This is a genomic window from Devosia sp. Leaf420 (assembly GCF_001425445.1).
Taxonomy (GTDB): domain Bacteria; phylum Pseudomonadota; class Alphaproteobacteria; order Rhizobiales; family Devosiaceae; genus Devosia.
In genome coordinates this window covers 400,704-423,563 of sequence record NZ_LMQU01000012.1, presented here as the reverse complement: position 1 = coordinate 423,563, position 22,860 = coordinate 400,704, and the positions used below count along the sequence as shown (strand labels likewise).

Annotated in this window: 22 protein-coding genes; 10 read left to right on the top strand and 12 right to left on the bottom strand. The window is 60.9% G+C overall.

The window, feature by feature from the left end:
* Positions 1-5 precede the first annotated feature (5 nt).
* The 3 genes from proC to ASG47_RS15335 form a co-directional block, all read right to left on the bottom strand.
* Entirely contained in the window at positions 6-827 is an 822-nt protein-coding gene (proC, locus tag ASG47_RS15345; RefSeq protein ID WP_061910552.1) for a pyrroline-5-carboxylate reductase, read from the bottom strand.
* Complete coding sequence (locus ASG47_RS15340; protein ID WP_061910550.1) at positions 827-1,327, bottom strand: YbjN domain-containing protein; 501 nt, start codon at positions 1,325-1,327, stop codon at positions 827-829. Before ASG47_RS15340 ends, proC begins: the two co-directional genes overlap by 1 nt.
* A gap of 265 nt (positions 1,328-1,592) precedes the next feature.
* Positions 1,593-1,844, bottom strand: a complete 252-nt coding sequence (locus tag ASG47_RS15335; protein ID WP_061910547.1) for an accessory factor UbiK family protein — start codon at positions 1,842-1,844, stop codon at positions 1,593-1,595.
* Between the two features lie 142 nt (positions 1,845-1,986).
* Here ASG47_RS15335 and ASG47_RS15330 point away from each other — a divergent pair, with 142 nt between their 5' ends.
* Entirely contained in the window at positions 1,987-2,715 is a 729-nt protein-coding gene (locus ASG47_RS15330) for an SDR family NAD(P)-dependent oxidoreductase (RefSeq protein WP_061910545.1), read from the top strand.
* Here ASG47_RS15330 and ASG47_RS15325 read toward each other — a convergent pair.
* Positions 2,712-3,515 (bottom strand): tetratricopeptide repeat protein, encoded by an 804-nt coding sequence (locus ASG47_RS15325; RefSeq protein WP_061910543.1) that lies wholly within the window; start codon positions 3,513-3,515, stop codon positions 2,712-2,714. The genes ASG47_RS15330 and ASG47_RS15325 overlap by 4 nt on opposite strands.
* A 117-nt stretch (positions 3,516-3,632) precedes the next feature.
* Here ASG47_RS15325 and ASG47_RS15320 point away from each other — a divergent pair, with 117 nt between their 5' ends.
* The 5 genes from ASG47_RS15320 (at position 3,633) to ASG47_RS15300 (ending at position 7,999) form a co-directional block, all read left to right on the top strand.
* Positions 3,633-4,094: a GNAT family N-acetyltransferase gene (locus ASG47_RS15320; RefSeq protein WP_061910541.1), complete on the top strand. Its 462-nt coding sequence runs from the start codon at positions 3,633-3,635 to the stop codon at positions 4,092-4,094.
* 140 nt (positions 4,095-4,234) lie between these two features.
* Complete coding sequence (gene lgt / locus ASG47_RS15315) at positions 4,235-5,059, top strand: prolipoprotein diacylglyceryl transferase (protein WP_061910539.1); 825 nt, start codon at positions 4,235-4,237, stop codon at positions 5,057-5,059.
* A gap of 10 nt (positions 5,060-5,069) precedes the next feature.
* Positions 5,070-6,149, top strand: coding sequence for a class I SAM-dependent methyltransferase (locus ASG47_RS15310; RefSeq protein WP_061910537.1), 1,080 nt, complete (start codon positions 5,070-5,072; stop codon positions 6,147-6,149).
* On the top strand, positions 6,146-6,907 hold the full coding sequence (gene pgeF, locus ASG47_RS15305) for a peptidoglycan editing factor PgeF (protein WP_061910535.1): 762 nt from the start codon (positions 6,146-6,148) through the stop codon (positions 6,905-6,907). The genes ASG47_RS15310 and pgeF overlap by 4 nt, the downstream gene beginning before the upstream one ends.
* A 159-nt stretch (positions 6,908-7,066) precedes the next feature.
* A complete protein-coding gene (locus ASG47_RS15300) occupies positions 7,067-7,999 on the top strand; it encodes a ribose-phosphate pyrophosphokinase (RefSeq protein ID WP_061910533.1) in 933 nt (310 codons plus the stop codon).
* 184 nt (positions 8,000-8,183) lie between these two features.
* Here the strand turns inward: ASG47_RS15300 and ASG47_RS15295 are convergent, their stop codons facing one another.
* Positions 8,184-8,612 carry a hypothetical protein gene (locus tag ASG47_RS15295; RefSeq protein WP_156464128.1) on the bottom strand — a complete coding sequence of 143 codons (429 nt, stop codon included), beginning with the start codon at positions 8,610-8,612 and terminating at the stop codon, positions 8,184-8,186.
* Between the two features lie 244 nt (positions 8,613-8,856).
* Between ASG47_RS15295 and ASG47_RS15290 the strand changes: the two genes are divergently transcribed.
* Positions 8,857-9,489 carry a 50S ribosomal protein L25/general stress protein Ctc gene (locus ASG47_RS15290; protein ID WP_061910823.1) on the top strand — a complete coding sequence of 211 codons (633 nt, stop codon included), beginning with the start codon at positions 8,857-8,859 and terminating at the stop codon, positions 9,487-9,489.
* Between the two features lie 166 nt (positions 9,490-9,655).
* Positions 9,656-10,354, top strand: coding sequence for an aminoacyl-tRNA hydrolase (pth, locus tag ASG47_RS15285; RefSeq protein WP_061910529.1), 699 nt, complete (start codon positions 9,656-9,658; stop codon positions 10,352-10,354).
* A 541-nt stretch (positions 10,355-10,895) separates the two neighbouring features.
* Here the strand turns inward: pth and ASG47_RS15280 are convergent.
* From ASG47_RS15280 to ASG47_RS15260, 5 genes are all read right to left on the bottom strand, one after another.
* The gene (locus ASG47_RS15280; protein WP_156464127.1) at positions 10,896-12,266 is read right to left on the bottom strand and encodes an alpha-glucosidase/alpha-galactosidase; all 1,371 of its coding nucleotides are present in this window, start codon (positions 12,264-12,266) and stop codon (positions 10,896-10,898) included.
* A 12-nt stretch (positions 12,267-12,278) separates the two neighbouring features.
* Positions 12,279-13,943: an ABC transporter ATP-binding protein gene (locus ASG47_RS15275; protein WP_061910525.1), complete on the bottom strand. Its 1,665-nt coding sequence runs from the start codon at positions 13,941-13,943 to the stop codon at positions 12,279-12,281.
* A gap of 10 nt (positions 13,944-13,953) precedes the next feature.
* Positions 13,954-15,087, bottom strand: a complete 1,134-nt coding sequence (locus tag ASG47_RS15270) for an ABC transporter permease (RefSeq protein WP_061910523.1) — start codon at positions 15,085-15,087, stop codon at positions 13,954-13,956.
* 62 nt (positions 15,088-15,149) lie between these two features.
* The gene (locus ASG47_RS15265) at positions 15,150-16,163 is read right to left on the bottom strand and encodes an ABC transporter permease (protein WP_061910521.1); all 1,014 of its coding nucleotides are present in this window, start codon (positions 16,161-16,163) and stop codon (positions 15,150-15,152) included.
* A gap of 80 nt (positions 16,164-16,243) precedes the next feature.
* Entirely contained in the window at positions 16,244-18,274 is a 2,031-nt protein-coding gene (locus tag ASG47_RS15260; protein WP_061910519.1) for an ABC transporter substrate-binding protein, read from the bottom strand.
* A 215-nt stretch (positions 18,275-18,489) separates the two neighbouring features.
* Between ASG47_RS15260 and ASG47_RS15255 the strand changes: the two genes are divergently transcribed.
* Positions 18,490-19,404 (top strand): helix-turn-helix domain-containing protein, encoded by a 915-nt coding sequence (locus ASG47_RS15255; protein ID WP_162243268.1) that lies wholly within the window; start codon positions 18,490-18,492, stop codon positions 19,402-19,404.
* Between the two features lie 195 nt (positions 19,405-19,599).
* Here the strand turns inward: ASG47_RS15255 and ASG47_RS15250 are convergent, their stop codons facing one another.
* Positions 19,600-20,403 (bottom strand): helix-turn-helix domain-containing protein, encoded by an 804-nt coding sequence (locus tag ASG47_RS15250; RefSeq protein WP_162243267.1) that lies wholly within the window; start codon positions 20,401-20,403, stop codon positions 19,600-19,602.
* Between the two features lie 94 nt (positions 20,404-20,497).
* On the opposite strand from ASG47_RS15250, the gene ASG47_RS15245 reads away from it, so the two are divergent.
* Positions 20,498-21,316: a phytanoyl-CoA dioxygenase family protein gene (locus ASG47_RS15245; RefSeq protein ID WP_061910513.1), complete on the top strand. Its 819-nt coding sequence runs from the start codon at positions 20,498-20,500 to the stop codon at positions 21,314-21,316.
* Between the two features lie 192 nt (positions 21,317-21,508).
* On the opposite strand, the gene ychF is transcribed toward ASG47_RS15245, so the two are convergent.
* Complete coding sequence (ychF, locus tag ASG47_RS15240; RefSeq protein WP_061910511.1) at positions 21,509-22,606, bottom strand: redox-regulated ATPase YchF; 1,098 nt, start codon at positions 22,604-22,606, stop codon at positions 21,509-21,511.
* Positions 22,607-22,860 lie beyond the last annotated feature (254 nt).

Below are 22,860 nucleotides of genomic sequence, written 5' to 3'. Positions count from 1 at the left end.
TGCTATCAGCCCTGCCCCAGTTCCTCGCTGCGCTTCCGCGCGGCCGTAACAGCCCGGTCCATCACCGGCCCCAGCCCATCAGCGCCCATCAACACCTCGAGCGCCGCCGCAGTAGTGCCATTGGGCGAGGTCACATTCTGGCGCAAGACGCTGGCCGGCGCCGGATCGATCTCCAGCAAACCCGCAGCGCCAATCACCGTCTGCCGCGCCAGCGTCATGGCTACATGCTCTTCGAGCCCCTGCGCAACACCAGCAGTAGCCATCGCCTCCACCAGATTGAACACGTAAGCAGGTCCCGAACCCGAAACCGCCGTCACCGCATCGAGATCACCTTCGGAATCAAACCAAATGACAAGTCCGGCCGCCGATAGCAGCGCTTCCGCCGCCGACCGCCCTGAACCATCGACGCCACCACCGGCAACGACACCAGTGACACCCTTGCCGATCTGCGCCGGCGTGTTCGGCATGCTGCGCACAACGCGATCTGTGCCCGTGCCCGATGACAGCCGATCCAGCGAAATCCCCGCCGCAATTGACAGAACCAGCGTGTGCGACCCAATCATCGGTGCCAGCTCGCTCATCACCGCCGAGATCACCTGCGGTTTCACCGCCAGCACCAGCACAGTGGGCTGCAGCCCAAGCGCAGCTTCGTTGATCACAAGGTCATAATCGGCCGCAAAAGCCTTGGCCTCGTCGCTCGCCCGCGGATCGACCAGCACCAGATTGGTCGGCGGCAATCCGGCATCGAGCCAGCCCGAAGCCAGCGCCATGCCCATCTTGCCCACGCCAACCAGCATGACCGGCCCAATGGATCGCAAATCGGTCATCACGCCTCGCCCACGGTTTCAAACATCACATGGCTCAGCGCATCGGCGGCCGATTTTCCGGCCCAGACGACAAACTGAAACGCCTGATAATAGAGATCGCAGCTATCGGTCGCCGAGCGCAACAGCGCCTCGCATTGCTGCGGCGACACATCGGCCCCGCCGGTAAGAAGATGCGAATTGCGGAAGAGCACAACGCCTTCCTTGTTCCAGATATCGAAGTGCCCAATCCAGAGTTGCTCATTGATCAGGCTGATCAATTGGCGGATTTCGCTGCGCCGGCCCTCTGGCACCTTCAGATCGAAGGCGCAGGCGATATGCAGGCTTTCGAGGTCTTCCATCCAGTTGAACGAGACGTGATAGTCGCTCCAGCCCCCGCGCACCGAGATCGAAATCTCGTCCGCGTCCTGGCGCTCAAAATTCCAGTCGTTGATCGATGCGATGTGCTCGACCAGGTCCACCGGGTGGGACGAACGATCGGGCTCGTGGGCAATCAATGACATGGGCCGGTTCCGTGCTGGCATGGCGCTCTGGGACACGACAACCGCCGTCACCCCTCCACTGCAGACCCAATCTCACGCGTCCTCCTGCGTTCGAATCGTCCACATCACAAACCGTACACTGCAGTTCCGATTCCAGCAGTTCAACTGACGCCCAAGCGCCCAATCTCTTGTGGAAGACGGTAACCTCTCGTTAACCCGAGAGATCCAAGCCAGCGCATCTGTTGTAAAGCGCTGGCGAAATTTGGCCGATTGAGTGAGGCGGCCGTTAGACGGTCTTTGCAGCCTTGAGCGCCGCAATCTCTTGACGCAGCGCGTCGATTTCTTCGCCCTGGACCTGCACCAGCTCACGCAGCGCATCAAAGTCCTCGCGCTTGACCAATTCCATATCGGCCACGATCCGCTGCGCCTGCGACTTGGCAACGGTCTCGACTTCGCGCCGCACGCCGTCGGCGACACCCGCCGCTTCGTTCATGATCCGGCCAAGACCGTCAAAAATCCTGTTATTGCTCTGGCTCATGATAATCCCATTATCTGCAATTGCGTTTGCTCCCCTATGTAGGCCACCCCTGCCGCATTGACCAGTGCAACCATTGGCCGCGCCTTCTCAATGAACCGAACCGCAGATCCACGCGTACGTTCTGAGCAACGGAGAAACGGTAATGAGCGACACCATCATCATCGTCGGCGGCGCGGGCGGCATTGGCTCGGCTCTTGCGAAAAAGACCGCAGCTCGCGGGTTGGTACCGCACTTGATCGGTCGCAGCCCCGATGCCCTCGCCGCCCTTGCTGATGAAACCGGCGGCACCTGGGCGGAAGCGAATGTCACCGACACCACCGCACTGACTGCGGCGATCCAGCAAGCCCCCGGCCCCGTCGCCGGCCTCGCCTATTGCGTCGGCACCATCAATCTGAAGCCGTTGGCCCGGCTGACGATCGAAGATTTCGCCAGAGATTTCGCCATAAACGCTGCAGGCGCCGCCATGTCGATCCAGGCCGCCCTGCCCGCTCTCAAGCAATATGAGGGGACCGCCTCCATCGTTCTCTTTTCTTCCGTCGCCGTTGCCCAAGGCTTTAGTGGCCACGCGTCCATCTCCATGGCCAAAGGCGCCGTGGAAGGCCTCACCGTCGCTCTTGCCGCCGAACTCGCCCCAAAAATCCGCGTCAACGCCGTGGCACCCTCTTTGACAGCCACGCCTCTGGCCGAGTCCCTGACGTCAAACGAAGCCATGGCCAAATCCATCGCCCAGCTTCACGCCCTCCCCCGCCTCGGCACCGCCGAAGACAGCGCCAATGCCGCCGACTTTCTCCTGTCCGACGCGTCAAGCTGGATCACTGGCCAAATCCTCGGCGTCGATGGCGGCCGCTCGACCCTGCGTACCAAGGGCTAGAGCCCCGCATCGGCTATGTCCGGGAAGATATTGCGCGTCTCGTCGCGCGCAAATCTGCGCGTTGCCGGGGTACAGTTTGCGTCGGCAAAGAAGATCATGTCGGCAAGAATGCGTCGCGCCTCGTCCACACGCCCGGACCGAAAATTGAGCTTGCCAAAGGTAAGCATCGCACTCACCCGTGGACCCGGATCGTCACCGGGAACACTGAGCTCATAACTACGCGTCCCAAGGGCCAGCGCCTTTTCCATATCTCCCAGCGCCTCGTAACAAGCGCCCATCAGCCCAACCAGTCGCCTCAGTTCCGGATTGTCGGCGCCGTAATGCTGCTCAGCATCGGCAAGAAGCGGCTCATAAGCATCGAGCGCACGCCGCGGACCATGCACCGTGTTATTAAAGACGCCCAAATTAAGCCGAACGAAAAACGCCTCTCCGATAGGCTGCTGTAGCTTGGCATGCAGCTCAAGCGCCCGCTGAAGATGCATTTCCGTACGCGGACCGCCCTTCCAGGCCGTCCCGACATCGCCGCACTGCATATGCATGAAATAAAGCGCACGATCATCGATCGCCCCGGTCTCCGCCTGCGCCGCCAACGCACGATCCGCATGATCGAGACAGACCAGCTCGTCCCGTTTTGCCTCCAACACGGCGAGCTCGCGAAACAGCCGCGCCTCCGCCGCGCGATCCGGGATCAACGGCTCCAGCGCCAACAGATCATCCCGCATATCCGCGCCATGAAAAAGCGCTTCCGGATCGCTCAAAACCTCGAACAGCGGCTGAAATCGTGCTTCAAATTCCGACATACCTGCTCCCGCCTCAAAACATCGAGCATGCAACCGGATGTGTCCTGACTGTGGCGCTGTGCAGCAGAAAGATAGCCCATCATACTGACACATAAAACAAAGAGCCGGTCCAGTTCAATGAACGCACTCACGATCCGCCCAGCATGCGTGGAAGACCTCCCCAACCTCCTTGCCCTTTACCAGCACCTCACTCCTGGCGACGCCGTCCCGTCGCTCGAACAAGCCTCAGCCAATCTCGAATGCCTTCGCCTGTACCCCGGCAGCGACATCCTGGTCGGGATTGTGGACAATCATCTTGCCGTCTCGTGCACACTCATCGTCGTGCCCAACCTTACGCGCGGCGGTAAACCCTATGCGCTAATCGAAAATGTCGTGACCCATACCGATTTCCGGCGGCGCGGATTTGGCCAACAAATCTTGGACGCAGCATGCGAAGCCGCGTGGACCGCAGGATGCTACAAAACCATGCTCATGACGGGATCTAACAAACCACAGATACTCGACTTCTACCGTATGGCTGGGTTCGAACAGTCAAAAACAGGCTTCCAGAAACGGCAACTACCGGCGCGCCAAGCCTAAGGTCAATAACCCGTCTCCGGTGAGACAAGGTCAATAGCGCCGCACCGCCCCTTTCTTCGCCTTCCCCCTTGCGACCCATGCGCGCCAAGGCTACGGCTTTCCCGCCACCCTGCACTGACCCTGCCGGAGAAGGATAGACCTTGCCCTTTCCCAATATCGATCCCATCGCCTTTGCCATCGGCCCCTTCGCGCTCCGTTGGTATGCGCTGGCCTATCTCTTCGGCGTCATTCTCGGCGCCGGCTATGGCTATTTGCTGCTCCGCAACGAGCGCCTCTGGTATCGCGGCACTCCGCCCTTCCCGGCCAAGGATATTTGGGATTTTGCCTTCTGGGCCATGCTGTCGATCGTCATCGGCGGCCGCACGGGCTATGTGCTCTTTTACAATCTGCCCTATTACCTGCAGAACCCGCTCGAGATCATCAACACGCTCGATGGCGGCATGTCCTATCATGGCGGTATGGTGGGCCTCATGCTCGCGGCCATCCTCTTCACCCGCTACAAAGGCGGCTATTGGCTGTCCTCGCTCGACCTATTGGGCGCCGTCGCCACCATCGGCATTTTCCTCGGCCGCATCGCCAATTTTATCAATGCCGAGCTCTATGGCGCGCCGACCGATCTACCCTGGGGCGTCATTTTCCCGACCGATCCGCTGCAGGTGCCGCGCCACCCGAGCCAGCTCTATGAAGCCGCGCTGGAAGGTCTTTTGCTTTTCCTCATCATCCGCGTCGCTACCCACGTCTTTTATGGGCTCAGGAAACCCGGCCTCGTTGCCGGCATTTTCGCCATCGGCTATGCGCTGTCGCGCATCTTCGTCGAGACCATTCGCCTCCCCGACGAGCAACTCGGCTATCTTTATGGCGGCTGGCTCACCATGGGCCAGGTCCTCAGCCTGCCCATCCTTCTTGGTGGCGTCATTCTCGTCGTCTATGCCCTCACCCGGCCGACCAACAAACTGCGTGCTTGAGGAGCCATCAATGAATACCCAGCTCCCGCTCGCACAGCAGATCGATCTACAGATCTCGACGACCGGCCCCATGTCGGTCGCCACCTATATGGGTCTCTGCCTCACTCATCCAACCCAGGGCTATTACAAGGGCGCCGATCCGCTCGGTGCCGCCGGCGATTTCATCACAGCGCCCGAAATCTCGCAGATGTTCGGCGAGCTGATCGGATTCCATCTCGTCAATGTCTGGCAGCAGATGGACGAGCCTAAGAGCTTCAACCTCGTCGAACTCGGCCCCGGCCGCGGCACGCTCATGGCCGATATCTTGCGCGTCGCCTGCCGCGCCCCCGGTTTCCGCGATGGTCTCAAGCTGAAACTGTTCGAGACTAACCCAGCGCTCACCGCTCAGCAGCGGAATCGCCTTGAAAGCTACGAGCCGCAATGGCTTGAAAACTTTGAGCAATTCTCCGAAGGCCCGATCATCGTCGTCGCCAACGAATTCTTCGACGCATTGCCCATCCGTCAATTTGTGCGCAAGGCCGATGGCTGGCACGAACGCATGATCGGCCTCGCCGATGGCAAACGCGTCTTTGGCCTCGCGCCGACACCCATCTCCAACGACGCGATGCCGACCGCCGTCGCCAATGCCGAAGAAGACAGCCTCTTCGAAGTCTGCTTTGCCGGCAGCGAAGTCATGTCGCGCGTCGCCAAGGCCATCGCCAAGCAAGGCGGCAGCGTCCTCGCGATCGATTATGGCTACGCTCGCACCCAGACCGGCGACACGCTGCAGGGCGTCCGCAACCACGCCTTCGCCGACGTGCTGGAAAACCCCGGCGAAACCGATCTGTCCGCCCATGTCGATTTCGCCGCCCTCGCCGCCGTTGCGCGAGAAGTTGGCCTCGCGGTCCAGCCTCTTGCCACCCAGGGCGAATTCCTCACTCGCCTCGGCATCGCCGAACGCGCCGCCGCCCTTTCCGGCGCCAATCCGGGTTCAGCCAGCGACATCCGCGCCGCTTTGGAACGCCTCACCGCCAAGGATCAGATGGGCGACCTCTTCAAGGTCTTCTGCGCCCACTCCCCCGGCCTCAATCCGCCGGGGTTCGCCGCATGATCGAGTTCCACACCGTCCAACCCTTCACCGATACAGACACCGTCCACCACGGCTTCTTCGGCCGCCATGGCGGCGTCTCAACCGGTGAGTTCGCCGGCCTCAATGCCTCTCAATCCACCGGCGACGCACCCGAGCCCGTGGCCGAAAACCGCCGCCGCATAGCCGATGTGCTCGGCGGCAACACGCTCGTCACTGTCAAACAGGTCCATTCCAACCGCGTCGTCACCGTCGAAGCCGGCGCCCTGCCTGACCCGACCGTCGAAGCCGATGCCCTTGTCACTCGCCGCGGCGATGTTCTCCTCGGCATTCTCACCGCCGATTGCGCCCCGCTCCTCTTCGTTGATCCCCATGCCGGCATCATCGGCGCGGCCCATGCCGGCTGGCGTGGCGCCGTCACCGGCATCCTGACCAACACCGTCACCGCCATGGAGGCCCTTGGCGCCCAGCGCCGCCGCATTCTCCTTGCCATCGGCCCCACCATCTCCGCGGAAAACTACGAAGTCGGCCAAGCCTTTAAGGATGATGTCCTGAATCAAAATGCGAAAGCCGAATCCGCCTTCATCACCCCGCCCGGCGGCACCCCGCATTTCGATCTGCCGCTCTTCCTTGCCGAAGAGGCGCAAGCCCTCGGCCTCTCCGGCATCACCGAAACCGGTCTCTGCACCTATGCCGAGCCCAGCCGTTTCTTCTCCCATCGCTACGCCACGCACAAGCAAACGCGCACCGGCCGCCAGCTTTCCGTCATCGGCCTTGCCTGAAACGAGGTGCGGTTCGCGGCTTAAACATCGCGTGCTGCACTACTCTTAATTTACGCATGTGATCGAACGGGCGTTGCGGTCACAAAAATGACTCGCTAAAGCTGCCCGCGAAACTGGAAGGTCCCCGTCCTTGGGATCGGTTGAGACAGGATCGCGCCCATGAAACTGGTGACCGGCAATTCCAATCGTGCCCTCGCCCAGGCCGTCGCCAGCTACCTCGAATTGCCCCTGACGGATTGCACCGTCAAACGCTTCGCCGACAAGGAGGTCTTTGTCGAGCTCCATGAAAACGTCCGCGGAGAAGACGTCTTCATGCTGCAGTCGACCAGCTTTCCCGCCAATGACAACTTGATGGAATTGCTGATCCTCACCGACGCCCTGCGCCGGTCCTCGGCCCGACGCATCACCGCCGTCCTCCCCTATTTCGGCTACGCCCGCCAGGATCGCCGCGCCGCCGGTCGTACGCCAATCTCGGCCAAGCTCGTCTCAAACCTGATCACCGAAGCCGGCGTCCACCGCGTCATCACGCTCGATCTGCACGCCGCTCAGATCCAGGGCTTTTTCGATATCCCGACTGACAACCTCTATGCCGCGCCGATCATCACGCGCGACATTCTCGACAATTATAAGCTCGAGAACACGATGATCGTCTCGCCCGACGTCGGCGGCGTCGCCCGCGCCCGCGCGGTCGCCCAGCGTCTCGGCACCGATCTCGCCATCGTCGACAAGCGCCGCCCCAAGGCCGGCGTGTCCGAGGTTATGAACATCATCGGTGACGTTTCGGGCCAGGCCTGCATTCTCATCGACGATATCGTTGATTCCGGTGGTACCCTGGTCAACGCCGCCGAGGCCCTCCTCAAGGCCGGCGCGAAGGAAGTCTCGGCCTATATCACCCACGGCGTCCTCTCCGAAGGCGCCGCCGAGCGCATCGCCGCCTCAAAGCTCAAGGAACTGGTCGTAACCGACTCGATCCAGGAGACCGACGCGACCAAGGCCGCGGCCAACATCCGCCGCATCGCCATCGCCCCCCTCCTCGGCGAAGCCATCGCCCGCACCGCCAGCGAGCAGAGCGTTTCGAGCCTGTTTGACTAGGCTGCGGCCGCAGGCAAAATCGCTCCAGTGGAGCGATTTTAGCTGGCTAGGCCATGAGAGCTACGCTCGAATGGCGAGCGCGTTCCCACACACCGAATGTCACCCCGGCGAAGGCCGGGGCCCATCCCGAGATCTCAGGATGGATCCCGCCTGCGCGGGGAAGACCCGCAGTGGGTCTAGCCCCCTACTTCAAAACCAACTGAATCGTCCCCGCCTCGAACGCCGCCTTGCAGTCGCTCGCGTCGTGCATGATATCGTCCTCGATCAGCGGCGTTGACATGCCGGCGCCCTTGAACCGCATGTCGTCGCATTCGCCGTCCTTCGCATATTCACCCTTGTTGTCGCCGAATTCGGGCACGCCATCTTCCGACACGCCGCGCAGCGAAATCGTGCCCGAGGCATAGGCCTCGCCACAGTCGGTAGCGTCATTGAGAATGTCGTCGCTGAGCAGTGGCGTCGTCGTCATGCCCTTGCCCTCAAAGCGCGGATCGTCGCACTCGCCGTCATTGGTATATTCACCGCCGTCCGTCCCGAACGAGAACTTCGGCGCCGCATAGGCCGGAACGGCAAAAACCACGAGCGAGGCAAGAGCAAGGACGACGGCAGGTTTCATGATCGAATCCGGAATGCTGATGACGAAAAAACGAGCGCTATCAACACTTGGCGCTATGACGAAAGTGTGACCACGCACTTTCTTGTCCTCGCCCGCGCCGAAAGCCTCCGGAATCCCCGTCTGCTTCCTTGCCGCCGTCCCCCGCTTGAGCTATAGCGCACCCCATGAAGTGCCCGTCACCCCTGGAGGACGGGTGCGTATGCCGTCGCGAAGACGCCATACACCAACCCAATGGATGCTTTCCATGGCTCAGAATAAAGTGCTCAAGGCACAGGCGCGCAACGGAGTGGGTAAGGGGGCCGCTCGCGAAGCTCGTCGTCAGGGACTCGTTCCTGCAGTTATCTATGGTGACAAGAAGCCCCCCGTCGCCGTTTCCGTGGCCTATAAGGACGCGCTAAAGTTCATCTATGCCGGTGGCTTCAAGTCGCACATCCTCGACCTCGACGTCGATGGCACGATCCACCAGGTCATCCCGCGTGACTACCAGCTCGACGTCGTCATGGATCAGCCGATCCACATCGACTTCCTGCGCGTGGCCAAGGGCTCGAAGATCAACGTTCAGGTTCCCGTGCACTTCGAAAACGAAGATGCGAGCCCGGGCCTCAAGCGCGGCGGTACGCTCAACATTCTGCACCACACGCTCGATCTGACCGTGCCGTCCGACAACATCCCGGAATTCGTGACCGTTGATCTCACCGGCCTCGAAATCGGCGATACCGTCCACATCTCCAACATCAAGCTGCCCAAGGGCACTGCCGACCACAGCCACGAAGAAGACGTGACCATCGCAACCGTCGTTGCGCCGTCCGCTCTCAAGGCCAGCGGCAGCCTTGATGACGAAGAAACCACCGAAGAAGGCGAAGCATCGGCCGAGTAATCGGTTAGAGCTTTTCCGAAGCATTGAGGGCGGCTTTCGGGTCGCCCTTTTCATTTGCCCCCTTGATGCGTTATGCCCTCTGGACGCGTTTCCCAGCCAGAGTGGCAACGGTTTTGCCGCTCGGAAACGCGATCACATAACGACTTGGACCAAGAACGAGCGCGCAATGAAACTCCTCGTCGGCCTGGGCAATCCAGGCAGCCAATATGAAGGCAATCGCCACAATATCGGCTTCATGGCCATCGACGCCATCGCCCGCGCAAACGGCATTTCCGGCTGGAAATCGAAGAATTCCGGCCTCCTCGCCGAAGGCACGATCGGCTCCGAACGCGCGCTCCTGCTCAAGCCCCAGACTTTCATGAACAAGTCCGGCGACAGCGTCCAAAAGGTCGCGAGCTTTTACAAAATCCCGCCCGCCGACATCGTCGTCTTTTATGACGAACTCGACCTCGCGCCCGGGAAGGTCCGCGTCAAGATCGGCGGCGGCAATGGCGGCCACAATGGCCTGCGCTCGATCGATCCCCAGATCGGCCTCGACTATAAGCGCGTCCGCCTCGGCATCGGCCACCCCGGCAAGGAATTCGTCACCCCCCACGTCCTCGGCGACTTCGCCAAGGCCGACAAAGCCTGGCTCGATCCCCTCCTCGACGACATCGCCCGCCACGCGGGGATGCTGCTGGCAGGCGACGACGCCGGCTTCATGAACAAGCTGGCACTGGCAAGCAAGGGCAGCGAAGAACCCAAACCAGCCCCCAAAGCCCAAAGCCACATCCGCCAGGCCCGCACCAGCAAGCCCCAAGCCGAAGTCCCCAAATCCGGCCCCATGGCGGATATGCTCAACAAACTGTTTGGCAAGGGCGAGTAGTCCACTAAATCCTGGCTCTCACACCCCCACCCATCCTCCCCCATCAAAAGGGAGGTGCCGCATCGCGTATGTGACTCACTCCCAGCCAAGCCGACCGGCCCGCACCTCCCCCTTGATGGGGGAGGCTGGGAGGGGGTGAAGGCCAGCACAGGCGCCGCCCTTCCCCTCGCCCCTCGAGGGAGAGGGACCGACTTTTCGCGTCCAGCGAAAAGTCAGGGTGAGGGGTATCCCTCCTCCGCAGAGGAGCGAGTGACACACGCAGCAATAATACCCCTCATCCGTCGCTGCGCGCCACCTTCTCCCACAAAGGGGAGAAGGTAGGATCGTGGCTCGCCTACTCTGCCCCCCAAAAAAAGCCCCGGCGTTTCCACCGAGGCCCACCATCTCATCACTTGGCAACTAAGTTGCGTGAGCAGTTGAGTCAGAGCGAGTCGAAAATGGTGGTCTTCGAGAACCGGAGCGCAGCGTACGTTGGTACGTGAGCACCGGAAGCGGAGAAGACCGCCATTTGCAGGCCGCTATGGCCAACTGATCGCGCGACCTAAGCGACGCGCTGCTTGCGCGGCCCACGTGCCCATTCCGGGATCCACGTCCCATGCGCTTCCAGCAGATCATCGACCACGTTCCAGATCTGCTCGAGATCCAGTTCCGCCGCCGTGTGCGGATCCATCATCGCCGCATGATAGATGTGCTCGCGGTTTTCCTCGATCAGCGCACGAACCGTCAGCTCCTGCACATTGATATTGGTGCGGATCAGCGCCGTGAGCTGCGGGGGCAATTCGCCGATATAGGTCGGCTGCAGCCCATTGTCGTCGACGAGGCATGGCACTTCCACCGCCGCATTGTGCGGCAGCGAGGTAATGACGCCATTGTTGCGCAGATTGCCGTAGATCACCGAAGGCTCGCCGGTCCAAACCGAGTTGACGATCGACGAGGCATATTCCTTGGACTGCTTGACCTCGATCCGGTCGGCCTTCTTGTAGTCCTCGGACGTCTTTTTCCAGTTCGCGATCTGCTCGACGCAGCGCTTGGGATATTCATCGAGCGGAATGCCGAATTTTTCGATGATGTCTTCGCGGCCTTCCTTGATGAAGTAAGGCGTATATTCCGCAAAGTGCTCGGAGCTTTCGGTCACGAAATAGCCCAGCCGCGTCATCATCTCGTAACGCACCTTGTTCGGGCAGCGCGGGTTCCAGGTCGGCTTGGGCGCACGGCCTTCACGATAGGCCTTGAAGAGCTCTGGATAGAGATCCTTATAGGTGCCATCGGCCTGGCGATGCTCGAACTTGAGGTAGAAGGCCATGTGGTTGATGCCGGCCGAACGATAGCGGATTTCCTCATAAGGAATGCCGAGATCATGAGCCAGTTCAGCCGCCGTCCCCTGCACCGAGTGGCAGAGGCCGACCTGCTTGATCGTCGGATACTTTTCCGAGATCGCCCAGGTATTGATCGCCATCGGGTTGACGTATTGCAGCATGATCGCGTCGGGCGCGACCTGCAGCATGTCTTCGCAAATGCTCCACAGATGCGGCACGGTGCGGAGGCCACGCATGATGCCGCCGACGCCGAGCGTATCGGCAATGGTCTGACGCAAGTTGTACTTCTTGGGCACTTCGAAATCGACGACGGTGGAAGGCTCATAGCCACCGATCTGGAAGCAGACGACGACAAAGTTGGTGCCGTCGAGCGCCTTGCGCTGGTCCGAGAAGGTCTCGACCGTCGCAGAAACACCAAGCGTGTTGATCAGCTTCTGCGCAATGATCTCGCTCTCTTCAAGCCGCGTCGGATTGATATCCATCAGACGGATCTGCGCGCCGGCCAGCGCTGGACGCTGCAAAATATCGCCCACGATGTTCTTCATGAACACCGATGAGCCGGCACCGATGAAGGTGATTTTCGGATTTGCCATTATAAACTCCAGTCGTCAGGCAGCTATTTCGAATGCGGCCCGCACGAGACGCGCCGTATATTCGGTTTTGGGGTTGATGAGCACTTCATTGACCGGCCCCTGCTCCACGATCTTGCCGTGCTGCATCACCATCACCCGATGGCATAGGGCCCGCACGACCTTGAGGTCATGCGAAATGAAGAGATAGGAGAGGCCTTTCTCGTCCTGCAATTTGCGTAGCAGGTCGATGATCTGGGCCTGAACCGAAAGATCGAGAGCCGATGTCGGCTCGTCGAGGAGGATGAATTCGGGTTCGAGCGCGATAGCGCGCGCAATCGCGATACGCTGGCGTTGCCCGCCCGAGAATTCATGCGGAAAACGCGAGAGGATATTGTCCGGCATGCCGGCATCGCGCAGCGCCTGCCTCACGCGGTCGACGCGCTCGCGACTATTCGCGCCGATGCCGTTGACCACGAGCCCTTCCTCGATGATCTGGCGGATCGACATGCGCGGATTGAGCGAGGCAAACGGATCCTGGAACACGATCTGCATCCGGCTCCGCAACGGCCGCATGGCCTGGCGGTCCTTGCCATCGATCCGTTCGCCATCGAACCAGATCTGCCCGCCCTGATTGCCGATCAACCGCACCAGCGCCTGCCCAAACGTCGTCTTCCCCGAGCCGCTTTCGCCCACGATCCCGAGCGTCTCATGACGCATCAGCTTGATGTCGAGATTGTCGACGGCCTTGAGCTCGAAGAAGTCGGGCTTGAAAAATCCGCCACGCTTGAGCGTAAACGCCACCTTCACCTGCTTGCCCTCGAGCACGGTATCATGCGCGCCCTCTTCCAGCGGCAGCGCTGTCCCCTTGGGTTCGGAGGCCAGCAGATGCTTGGTATAGGCGTGCTGCGGATTGGCGAACAATGCCTCGGTCGCATTGTGCTCCTGCACGCGACCGTTCTGCATCACATAGACATATTCTGAAAACTGCCGGACGATCGTCAGGTCATGGGTGATCAGGATCACCGCCATGCCATACTTGTCTTTCAGGTCCTTGATAAGATTGAGGATCTGCGCCTGCACCGTCACGTCGAGAGCCGTCGTCGGCTCGTCGGCAATCAGCACATCCGGCCGGTTAGCCAGCGCCATGGCGATCATCACGCGCTGCCGCTGTCCGCCAGAAAGCTGGTGGGGAAAGTTGTTCAGCCGTGCCCGCGGCTCCGGAATCTGCACCTCGGTCAGCAGTGCCTCGGCGCGCTTCATCGCCTCGTCGCGCGAGACCTTGTTGTGGAGGTGAATGACCTCACAAAGCTGCTGCCCGATCGTGTAGACCGGATTGAGCGAACTCATTGGCTCCTGAAAGATCATGGCAATGTCATTGCCACGGAGCTTGCGCATCTCCTTGTCGCCCATTTTGACGACATCCTTGCCCGAAAGCGTGATCCGCGTATTGGGGAGGATAGTGGCTCGCTTGGTCAGAAGCTTCATCAGCGTCCGCGCCGTCACCGATTTGCCGGACCCAGATTCCCCTACAAGAGCAATGGTCTCGCCCTTGTGAAGCTGGAACGACACATCGCGCACCGCGTGCACCGTGCCGCCTTCCACTTTGAAATCGACACCCACATTCCGCGCGTCGAGGATCAACTCGCGCCCGTGGGTACCAAGGTCATGCCGCTCGCTCGAAACTGGATTGCTGGGGGTCATGACACTGGCCTCAATAGGGGTCGACGGCGTCGCGCAGGCCATCGCCCAGCGCGTTGAACGCAAAGACGGTGATCAGCACGAAGATGACGGGCGAGAGGATCCACGGATAGGATCCGATGACCGAATAGGACGACGTGTCCTGCAGCATCAGCCCCCAGGAGATCAGCGGCGGCTTCACGGCAAAGCCGAGGAAACCAAGGAAGCTCTCGAGCAGCACGACGCTTGGGATGGCCAGCGTCACCGCGACGATGATGTGGCTCAGCACATTGGGGAGAATGTGACGCACGACGATCCGTCGATCCGAGGCACCCACGGCAATCGCTGCACGCACATATTCGATCCGCGCGAGTGATAAGGTCTTCGATCGCACCTCGCGACTGAGCTGCGCCCACCCCAAGGCCGCGATCACGCCGATGACGAAGGCAATGAACACATTGGATGGCGCCGTTGCCGGAATAAGCGTCGTCAGCGCCAGATAGAGCGGCAATTGGGGGAACATCAAGATGAACTCAACTACCCGCTGCACCCAGGAATCGAACCGCCCACCAATATAGCCCGACGTAATCCCCACCAGCGTCCCGACGATCGTCGTCAGCGTGACCACCACCAGCGCAATGGTCAGCGTAATCCGTGCCCCGACAAAGCCACGCGCGAGAATATCGCGTCCGAACTTGTCAGTGCCGAGGAAGTGCACCGTCTTTTCCAGATCGACCGGCCCGAAGAAGTGGATATTGGCCGGGATCACCCACAGCAGTCGGTATTCATACCCCCGCACAAAGAAGCCAAGCTCGGTCGGGTTGTCATAGTCCGGCCCAACCAGCGGCTGGAAGGTAATGGGATCAAGCTCATCGCCTTCGGCAATTGGAAACACCACCGGAATGAGCGTGAAGCTGCCATCGCCCTTGAAAAAGCTCACATGATCGGGCGGCGCAAAGCCGATATCGGCAGCCTTCGGATCCTGCGGCGCGAAGAAATCGGCAAAGATCGTGACGACGATGAGGAGCACAACCAGCACGAGGCCGATCATGCCGATCGTCGAGCGCCGGAACCGCCGCCAGACGAGCGCCAGATAACCCTCGTCGCTGGTGCTGCTCCATCGCGAATTGACCTCGGGCGTATCCGCTTCCTCTGCGGGCGTCGGCATGGGGCCGGCGGCGTCGGGCGGTAGAGGAATGGAAGAGCCGGGATTTGGATCGTGATACCTAGTCAATTGGACTTCTCCCCGCCCAGGCGAATGCGCGGGTCGAGCAGCGCAAGCAGCACGTCGGAAATGATATTGCCGATGATGAGCGTGACGGCGAGCACCATGACGAACGTCGCGGTCACCCAGACGTCACCCACACCCATCGAGCCCACGATTGCCGGACCGACGGTGGCGAGGCCAAAGACGATCGCAACCTCGATTTCACCCGTTAGCATGTAGGGCAGTACGACGCCCTGATAGGCGACCAGGGGATGGAGCGCATTGGGCACGGCATGGCGCATGATCACGGCGCTTTCCGGCAGACCCTTGGCGCGCGCCGTCTCGACATATTGGCTGTTGAGCACGTCGAGTAGATTGGCGCGCATCACGCGCATATTATAGGCGAGCCCACCGATCGTCGCGACAAGCACGACCGGCCACACATGCGCGACGAGGTCGACGAACCGTCCCCAGCCCCAGGGCTGGCCGCCCCAATGGGCCGAGTTGAAACTGCCGATCTCGTTCACCCCGAGCCGGAAGACGAGAACATAGAGAATGATGATCGCGAGCAGAAAGCGCGGGATCGTCATGCCCATGAAGGAAATGAAGCCCAGCACCGTATCGACCCAGGAATATTGACGGGTCGCCGCGAGAATGCCGAGGCTGATGCCGATCACCGAAGCCAGGATATGGCAGGTCAGAGCAAGGAGGATCGTGCGCGGCAGGCGTTCGGCCACCACATCGCCCACGGGCTTGTTGTAGTAGAGCGATTGCCCGAAATCGAAGCGGGTCACGACGCCGGTGATCCAGCGGAAATATTGCACGATCAGCGGATCGTTGAGCCCATTGGCAGCGCGATAGGCTTCGGCCATGGCCTGGGCCTGCTCGGCGGTGGCGCCGGTGCGGTTGATCGCCATGGTGCGGATATAGTCGCCATAGTCGCCCGGAGGCGCCTGAATGATCAGGAAGGTGACGATGCTCAGCAGAATGAGGATGGGGATGGCCCCCAGGATCCGGAATACGAGGAAGCGCAGCATCACACTCTCTTCTGGCAGAAACTTTTTGGGTCGAAGTCCGGCGGCAGCGTGCCGCCGCCGAACCTGTCATTGGAGAGGGATCAGTTGGAAATCGGTCCGTTACCCACACCCGGCGTATTGGGCAGGGTGTTCGGATGCAACTCGTTCGTGGTCTGCTTGTCCGCCGGTACATAGAGGCGTTCGCGGATCACGTTGTCTTCGGCCCAGTTGAACTGGAAGATCGGGGCGCCGGCCGGGATATTGGCGAAGCGCTTGTTGATCAAGAGAGCACCCGGATACTGGGTCAGGCCGATGGCATAGAGGTTCTGCGTATAGATCTGCTGGTAGGTCTTCATCAGGTCAGCGCGTTCCGCATTGTCGGCGCTGGCGATAAACTTGTTGACCGTATCCACCATCTCTTGCTCGAACGGCATCAGGTCGAGCGTGCCGTCAGTGCCGGCGCGGTGCGAGAAGGCCGTACGCGGACCAACCGGGGCAAGCCCAGCCGTACCCTGAACCACCGAGACGAGGTCCGAACCGTTGCGGAGGATCGCCCAGTCATACTTGCCGCCCTGCTGGTATTCGGCCAGCGAGTTGCCGCTCACCGTGTCGAGAATGACGCGGATCCCGAGGGCTTCCATCTGTGCGAGCACACCTTCGGCAAGGCTCTTGTCGGTGGTGTAGTCGGCATTGACCAGCATGGTGATCTGGACGTCCTGACCACCCGCCGTGCCCGATGGGAAGTTGACGACGCCATTGCCATCGGTGTCTTCGAGGCCGGCCTTGGCCAGATATTCCTTGGCCTTTTCCATGTCGTAGCCGAAGAAGGCGGTCGAATCCTTGTCGTAAAAGCTCGTGCCGGCATAGAGACCGCCCGGATAAGGCGTCGTGAACGGCCCCTTGACGAGGGATTCACCGAGGCTCTTGCGGTCGATCGCATAGGTGATCGCCTTGCGGAAATCGATATTCCGGTTGAGCTCGCGCACAGCCTGGCTCAGCTCGTTCGGTTCACCCCAGCCATTGCCTGAAAGGTTCGGATAGAGGGTGTAGCCGATCGTGCGGGCGCCGAACTGTAGGCGAGCCGGAGCGGTTTCTTCCGCCGCACGGCGAAGCGATTCCACGAAGTTTTCCGGCTGTTCGAGGTTCGAGAAGTCGGCCGTGCCGGCAATGGTCTGCACGTCGCGATCAGCCCAGGTCGAGAGGCGATAGCTGACTTCGTTGAGATAGGGCAGCTGATTGCCGTTCTCGTCGACCTTCCAGTAATAGGGATTGCGGCGCAGCACGATCACGTCGTCCGGACGGTATTCCACCGGCACCCACGCACCCATAACCGGGAAGTTCAGGAATTCAGGTGGGAAGGCATTCTTGTATTGATCGTAGTTGTTTTCCGAATATTTCGGATGCTGCGGCTTGAGGATATGCGCCGGCCCTGGGCAGAACGTGCCATAGGCCATGGCATAGAGGAACTGCGTGGGCTTGGCCTGCTTGAAGGTCCACTTGACGGTCGCGTCGTCGATCTTTTCGAGCGTCGTGCCTTCGCCAAAGCTTTCGGGTGTTGCGCCACCCGTTGGGGCGACATTGGTGTCGAGAACGTTGTCTTCCCAATAGAACATGACGTCGTCGGCGCCGAAAGGCTCGCCGTCAGACCACTTCGCACCCTCGATCAGGTGCATGGTCAGTTCGTGGCCATCTTCGGACCATTCCCAGCTCTTGGCCAGGTTTGGCAACGGCTCAAGTTCGTCGGCCTTCACCTGGAACAGCGGACCGGTACGCGTCAGACATTCGTACATGCCGATGTCGATGCCGCCCCAACCCTGGGTCGCGCCACCGATATAGTTCCAGCCGTCAGGACGGCCGCCAATGACGTGGCGCATCGTGTCGCCATAAACGCCCATGCCGTCTGGCATGTTGGGGGTCTTGAAAACCAGTGGTTCCTTGGGCAGGCGCTCGGCGACCGGCGGCAGCTTGCCGGCATCGACGAATGCCTTGACGAAGTCCGGCTCATGATATTCCGGCAGCGCCTTGTATTCCTGGATATCGGAACCGCTCACGAATACCGGTTCGCTCTGTGCGGCGAATTCCGGCGGATCTGGTGGCGTGGTCCACTCGGTCTGAGCGAAAACGGCGGACATGGAAACGGACAGCAAAAGTCCTGCCCCGCCAAGGGCATAGATAGGCTTTCTCAATAGAACCTCCCTTCGCAACGGGCTAGCGCGTGATGCGTCGAGTCAGTTTCTCCTCGCTGACTCTGGTCCCGTGCACGATCTCAACCTACGACTTGCCAGCGATGATGCAATCCGGAATGATAGAGACTTATTCCGGTTTTCTAAGAAGCCCGCTGATAAGTATGACAGTTGTTTTGTCCCAAATGCGCCCCCGCGAGAAGGCGCCCCGCCCGACCCCGCGTCCGGACCGCAGCTTTTATGCCTCGGGCAAGGCTTTTGGCCGCTTCGGCATCCGCGCATTTCCGCCCCAGATTATGTCCGCGCCCCATAGTCATGGCCATATCGAGTTCAATTGGCTGACCTCGGGCCAGATGGACTATTCCTTCGACGGCGGCCCCATCACCGTTGGTGCCAACCGCCTCGTCGCCTTCTGGGCTGGCATTCCCCACCAGACCGTAGCCCTTCACGACGTCGCCGATGCGCGTCAGCTCAATATCTATCTGCCGATGGACGCCTTCCTCGAAATGCCCCATCTCGGCCGCCTCACCGAAACCCTGATGGGCGGCGGCGTCATCCAGCTCACGCCCGAATGCATCGGTCTCGACACGCTCGAACGCTGGCACGCCGATTATCGCAGCGGCAATTCGCTCCGCGCCGACCTCGTCCGCACCGAAATCGGTACCATGTTCCGCCGCGCCGCCATCACCGGTTGGGACACGCTCCTCCCCGCCTGGCTCGAAAAATCCGGCACCCGCACGCGCACCACGACGCCGGTGCGCTACGTCGTTCGCATGGTTCGCCATATCGTTGAAAACATCACCGATCCCCTCTCCGCCGAGGACATCGCCAAGGTCGTCGGGCTCCACCCCAATTACGCGACCAACCTCTTCACCAAGGTGATGCACATCTCGGTCCAGAAATTCGTCACCCGCATGCGCCTCATCCGCGCCCGCTCCCTCCTCTTCGACGGCAGCCTCTCCATCGCCAACGTCGCATTCCAATCCGGCTTCGTTAGCCAGACCCAGTTCTACGAACATTTTCGCAAGGCCTATGGCATGACCCCGAGCCAGATGCGGAAGGATACGATTGAAGGCTAGGCCCCGTCCCGCAGGCAAATCGCTCCATTGGAGGGATTTGAGGGGACTAGGCCATGAGACCTATGGTCGAATGGCGGGGGGCTCCCGCCCTGCGCCAGTCCCACACTCGATTGTCACCCCGGCCTTGAGCCGGGGCCCATCCTGAGATCTCAAGATAGATCCCGGCTCAAGGCAGGGATGACATCCGCTTAGCAATCAACTCTCCGGCGTCTGCTGCCGAAACCGCAGTGGCGAACCCCCCATCCACTTCTTAAACCGCTGGGAAAAATAGAACTGGCTTTCAAACCCGGCACTCGCGGCAATCTGCTTCACCGGAAAACTCGTCCGCTGCAGCAAATCCGCTGCCAGCTGCATCCGCCGCGCCTCGATATGCCCCTGCACCGTCTCGCCTGTTTCCTCCCGAAACACATGCGCCAATCGCGACGCCGACAAGCCCACCGCCTCAGCCACATCATCGATAAGCAGCTTCTCCGCCAGCCGATCTTCGATGAAATCCAGCGCCTTGCGCACGCGTCCATCGCCGGCCTGAGCCTCCCGCTCATTGTACCCGTCGCACCCGAGCAACACCGCCTCCAGCGCATTGAACGCCAGCGCCTCCCGCCGAAGCTGCGAACCAGTGAGCACCGCATGTACCCCCGCAAACTGCGCCGCCAAACCTGCGTCCTCGATCCGCAGATGCATCAGCCCACCCGACACCACCGGCCAAGCCAGCCAGTCCAGCCATTCCGTCCGCGGCTGAAAATGCGCCCACACCAGCTCCCATCGCTCAAGCGTCGCCTCGACCCCATAATCATGCGGCGTTCCCGGTCGCAAAAGCACCCAGTCTCCCGCCTCAACGATCAGCTCGCCGCCGGCATATCCAAACCGCCCGCGCCCACCCGTCGTGTGCACCAGCAGCCAATCGCCCACCCCGCGCCGCCGCACGGCACGATAGCCCGATGTCTCATCAAAGTGCCCCGTAAGAAGCCGCCGCGCCGACTGATACGGGCTTTCTGCCATTTCGTTCATAGCAGGATATTACATATCATCGGCAGCATGTTCCATGGCCAGTAGCCTGGTCCCGGCCTAATCTTCCTCCAAAAGGGAGGTCGGAATGACACACGCTTTTCTCAATGACACACAGGCAGCGCAGTTCGAACGCGACGGCTTCCTCGCCGTCCGCGGCCTGATCACGCCCGAAGAAATCGCCGAAATCCGTGAGACGTTCATGGACGCCGCAGCCGATGGCCCCGTCCCCGGCCTATCCGACACGCCGCGCGGCAACACGCCCAACGACCCGCTCAGCCGCTATCCCCGCATGATGCATCCGCACAAGCACCCCGACAAAGAGGTCGGCCAGCTTGCCATGCGCTACATGCTCGATCCGCGTTTGCAGCCAGTCCTTACCGATCTCTTCGGCGAAGAACCTTTTGCCTGCCAGTCCATGTTCTACTTCAAGCCCCCCGGCGCCCGCGGCCAGGATCTACACCAGGACAATTTCTACCTGCGCGTAAAACCCGGCACCTGCATGGCCGCTTGGATCGCCGTCGACGACGCCGATGCCGACAATGGCGGCATGATGTGCGTACCCCAAACGTCCATGCTCGACATCGCCTGCCCCGAACCGTCAGACCCCACCCGGTTCTTCACCACCGAACACGTCGAGCCCCCACCGGGCCTCGAACCGCAAATGATGCAGCTCAAAGCCGGAGACGTGCTCTTCTTCAACGGCAGCGTCATCCACGGCTCGACGCCCAACACCAGCCCCGACCGCTTCCGCCGCTCGCTGATTTTCCACTACATCCCAGCCAGCACCAAAGAGATCAGCCACTGGTACGAAGCCCTCAGCTTTGCCGGCGACAAACAAGACATCGCCATCAACATGGACGGCGGCCCCTGCGGCACCAACCAGCCAGCCATGGGCCCGCACTAACTTCCCAGTAGACCTCATGGTGAGGTGCGCAGCGAAGCGAGGCCTCGAACCACGAGGTCGTGGCACAAACAAAAAATCCCCACTTGCGCGGGGATTTACATCAGTGCCCTAGCCCCAGCCATTCGCGCAGAGCGCTCATGGCCTTCTCGCCTCAAATCGCGCCACTGGCGCGATTTGCCCTGCGGGACGCCTCTAAGTGTTAAACTTGAAGAGCATCACGTCGCCATCCTTGACGACATATTCCTTGCCTTCGTCGCGCGCCTTGCCCGCTTCCTTGGCCGGAACTTCGCCGCCGAGCGTCACAAAATCATCAAAGCCAATCGTCTGCGCACGGATGAACCCGCGCTCGAAATCGGTATGGATGACGCCCGCCGCCGCCGGAGCCTTGTCGCCCTTATGGATCGTCCAGGCGCGCGTTTCCTTAGGGCCCACCGTAAAGTAGGTCTGCAGCCCAAGCAGATCATAAGCCTCACGGATCATGCGGTTGAGGCCCGGCTCATGCAGCCCCAGCGATTCCAGATATTCGGCCTGCTCGGCATCCGGCAACTGAGCCAGCTGCGATTCAATCTCAGCCGAAATGATCACGACACCTGCATCATTGGCCTTGGCATAGGCCTCAACCAGCTTGCTCATCGCATTGCCGTTCTCGGCCGACCCTTCGTCGACATTGCAGACGTAAAGCACCGGCTTCGAGGTGAGAAGCTGCAGCTCCTGAAACGCCTTTTCTTCCTCGGCCGACCGCTCGACAAAGCGCGCCGACTTGCCATCGCGCAGCAGGACAAGCGAACGATCAATCAGCTCGAGCGTAACCTTGGCGTCCTTGTCATTGCCCTTGGCCTTCTTTTCCACGCCATTGCGGCGCTTCTCGAGGCTTTCAAGATCGGCCAGCATCAGCTCGGTCTCGACCACCTCGGCATCGGCCAGCGGGTCAACCTTATTGGCAACGTGGATGATATTGCCGTCTTCAAAGCATCGCAGCACATAGGCAATAGCGTCGCATTCGCGAATGTTCGCCAGAAACTGGTTACCCAGCCCTTCGCCCTTCGACGCACCCTTCACGAGGCCCGCAATATCCACAAAGCTCATGCGCGCCGGCAGGATCGTCGCCGATTTGCCGATCGTCGCCAGCTTCTGCAGCCGCGCATCAGGCACCGGCACATCGCCCACATTGGGCTCGATGGTGCAGAACGGGAAGTTGGCAGCGGCAGCCGCCGCGGTGCGGGTCAGCGCATTGAAAAGCGTCGACTTGCCGACATTCGGCAGGCCGACGATGCCCATCTTAAAGCCCATGGGAAACTCCGGGAAATTGTTGGGTTCCAATTGGGTCGGTTTGGGTTGGATGTCAATGCTTCGAGGCGTCCCGAAGGGTAAAGCGCTCCGGTGGAGCGGTTTAAGGCGAGGAGGCTATGAGAACTACGCTCGAAAGGCACGACGCCTGAGAGTCCCCTTCACCCGTCTCGCACTGCGGGCGATCCACCCTCTCCCCGATGGGGCGAGGAATAAGGGGCACCCTGCCCACGCAAGCACGGATCCATTCTTCTCCC

Coding starts and splice junctions, on each gene's coding strand:
- proC (WP_061910552.1), bottom strand. CDS start 827: ATGACCGATTTGCGATCCATTGGGCCGGTCATGCTGGTTGGCGTGGGC.
- ASG47_RS15340 (WP_061910550.1), bottom strand. CDS start 1,327: ATGTCATTGATTGCCCACGAGCCCGATCGTTCGTCCCACCCGGTGGAC.
- ASG47_RS15335 (WP_061910547.1), bottom strand. CDS start 1,844: ATGAGCCAGAGCAATAACAGGATTTTTGACGGTCTTGGCCGGATCATG.
- ASG47_RS15330 (WP_061910545.1), top strand. CDS start 1,987: ATGAGCGACACCATCATCATCGTCGGCGGCGCGGGCGGCATTGGCTCG.
- ASG47_RS15325 (WP_061910543.1), bottom strand. CDS start 3,515: ATGTCGGAATTTGAAGCACGATTTCAGCCGCTGTTCGAGGTTTTGAGC.
- ASG47_RS15320 (WP_061910541.1), top strand. CDS start 3,633: ATGAACGCACTCACGATCCGCCCAGCATGCGTGGAAGACCTCCCCAAC.
- ASG47_RS15310 (WP_061910537.1), top strand. CDS start 5,070: ATGAATACCCAGCTCCCGCTCGCACAGCAGATCGATCTACAGATCTCG.
- pgeF (WP_061910535.1), top strand. CDS start 6,146: ATGATCGAGTTCCACACCGTCCAACCCTTCACCGATACAGACACCGTC.
- ASG47_RS15300 (WP_061910533.1), top strand. CDS start 7,067: ATGAAACTGGTGACCGGCAATTCCAATCGTGCCCTCGCCCAGGCCGTC.
- ASG47_RS15295 (WP_156464128.1), bottom strand. CDS start 8,612: ATGAAACCTGCCGTCGTCCTTGCTCTTGCCTCGCTCGTGGTTTTTGCC.
- ASG47_RS15290 (WP_061910823.1), top strand. CDS start 8,857: ATGGCTCAGAATAAAGTGCTCAAGGCACAGGCGCGCAACGGAGTGGGT.
- pth (WP_061910529.1), top strand. CDS start 9,656: ATGAAACTCCTCGTCGGCCTGGGCAATCCAGGCAGCCAATATGAAGGC.
- ASG47_RS15275 (WP_061910525.1), bottom strand. CDS start 13,943: ATGACCCCCAGCAATCCAGTTTCGAGCGAGCGGCATGACCTTGGTACC.
- ASG47_RS15270 (WP_061910523.1), bottom strand. CDS start 15,087: ATGCCGACGCCCGCAGAGGAAGCGGATACGCCCGAGGTCAATTCGCGA.
- ASG47_RS15265 (WP_061910521.1), bottom strand. CDS start 16,163: ATGCTGCGCTTCCTCGTATTCCGGATCCTGGGGGCCATCCCCATCCTC.
- ASG47_RS15260 (WP_061910519.1), bottom strand. CDS start 18,274: ATGTCCGCCGTTTTCGCTCAGACCGAGTGGACCACGCCACCAGATCCG.
- ASG47_RS15255 (WP_162243268.1), top strand. CDS start 18,490: ATGACAGTTGTTTTGTCCCAAATGCGCCCCCGCGAGAAGGCGCCCCGC.
- ASG47_RS15250 (WP_162243267.1), bottom strand. CDS start 20,403: ATGGCAGAAAGCCCGTATCAGTCGGCGCGGCGGCTTCTTACGGGGCAC.
- ASG47_RS15245 (WP_061910513.1), top strand. CDS start 20,498: ATGACACACGCTTTTCTCAATGACACACAGGCAGCGCAGTTCGAACGC.
- ychF (WP_061910511.1), bottom strand. CDS start 22,606: ATGGGCTTTAAGATGGGCATCGTCGGCCTGCCGAATGTCGGCAAGTCG.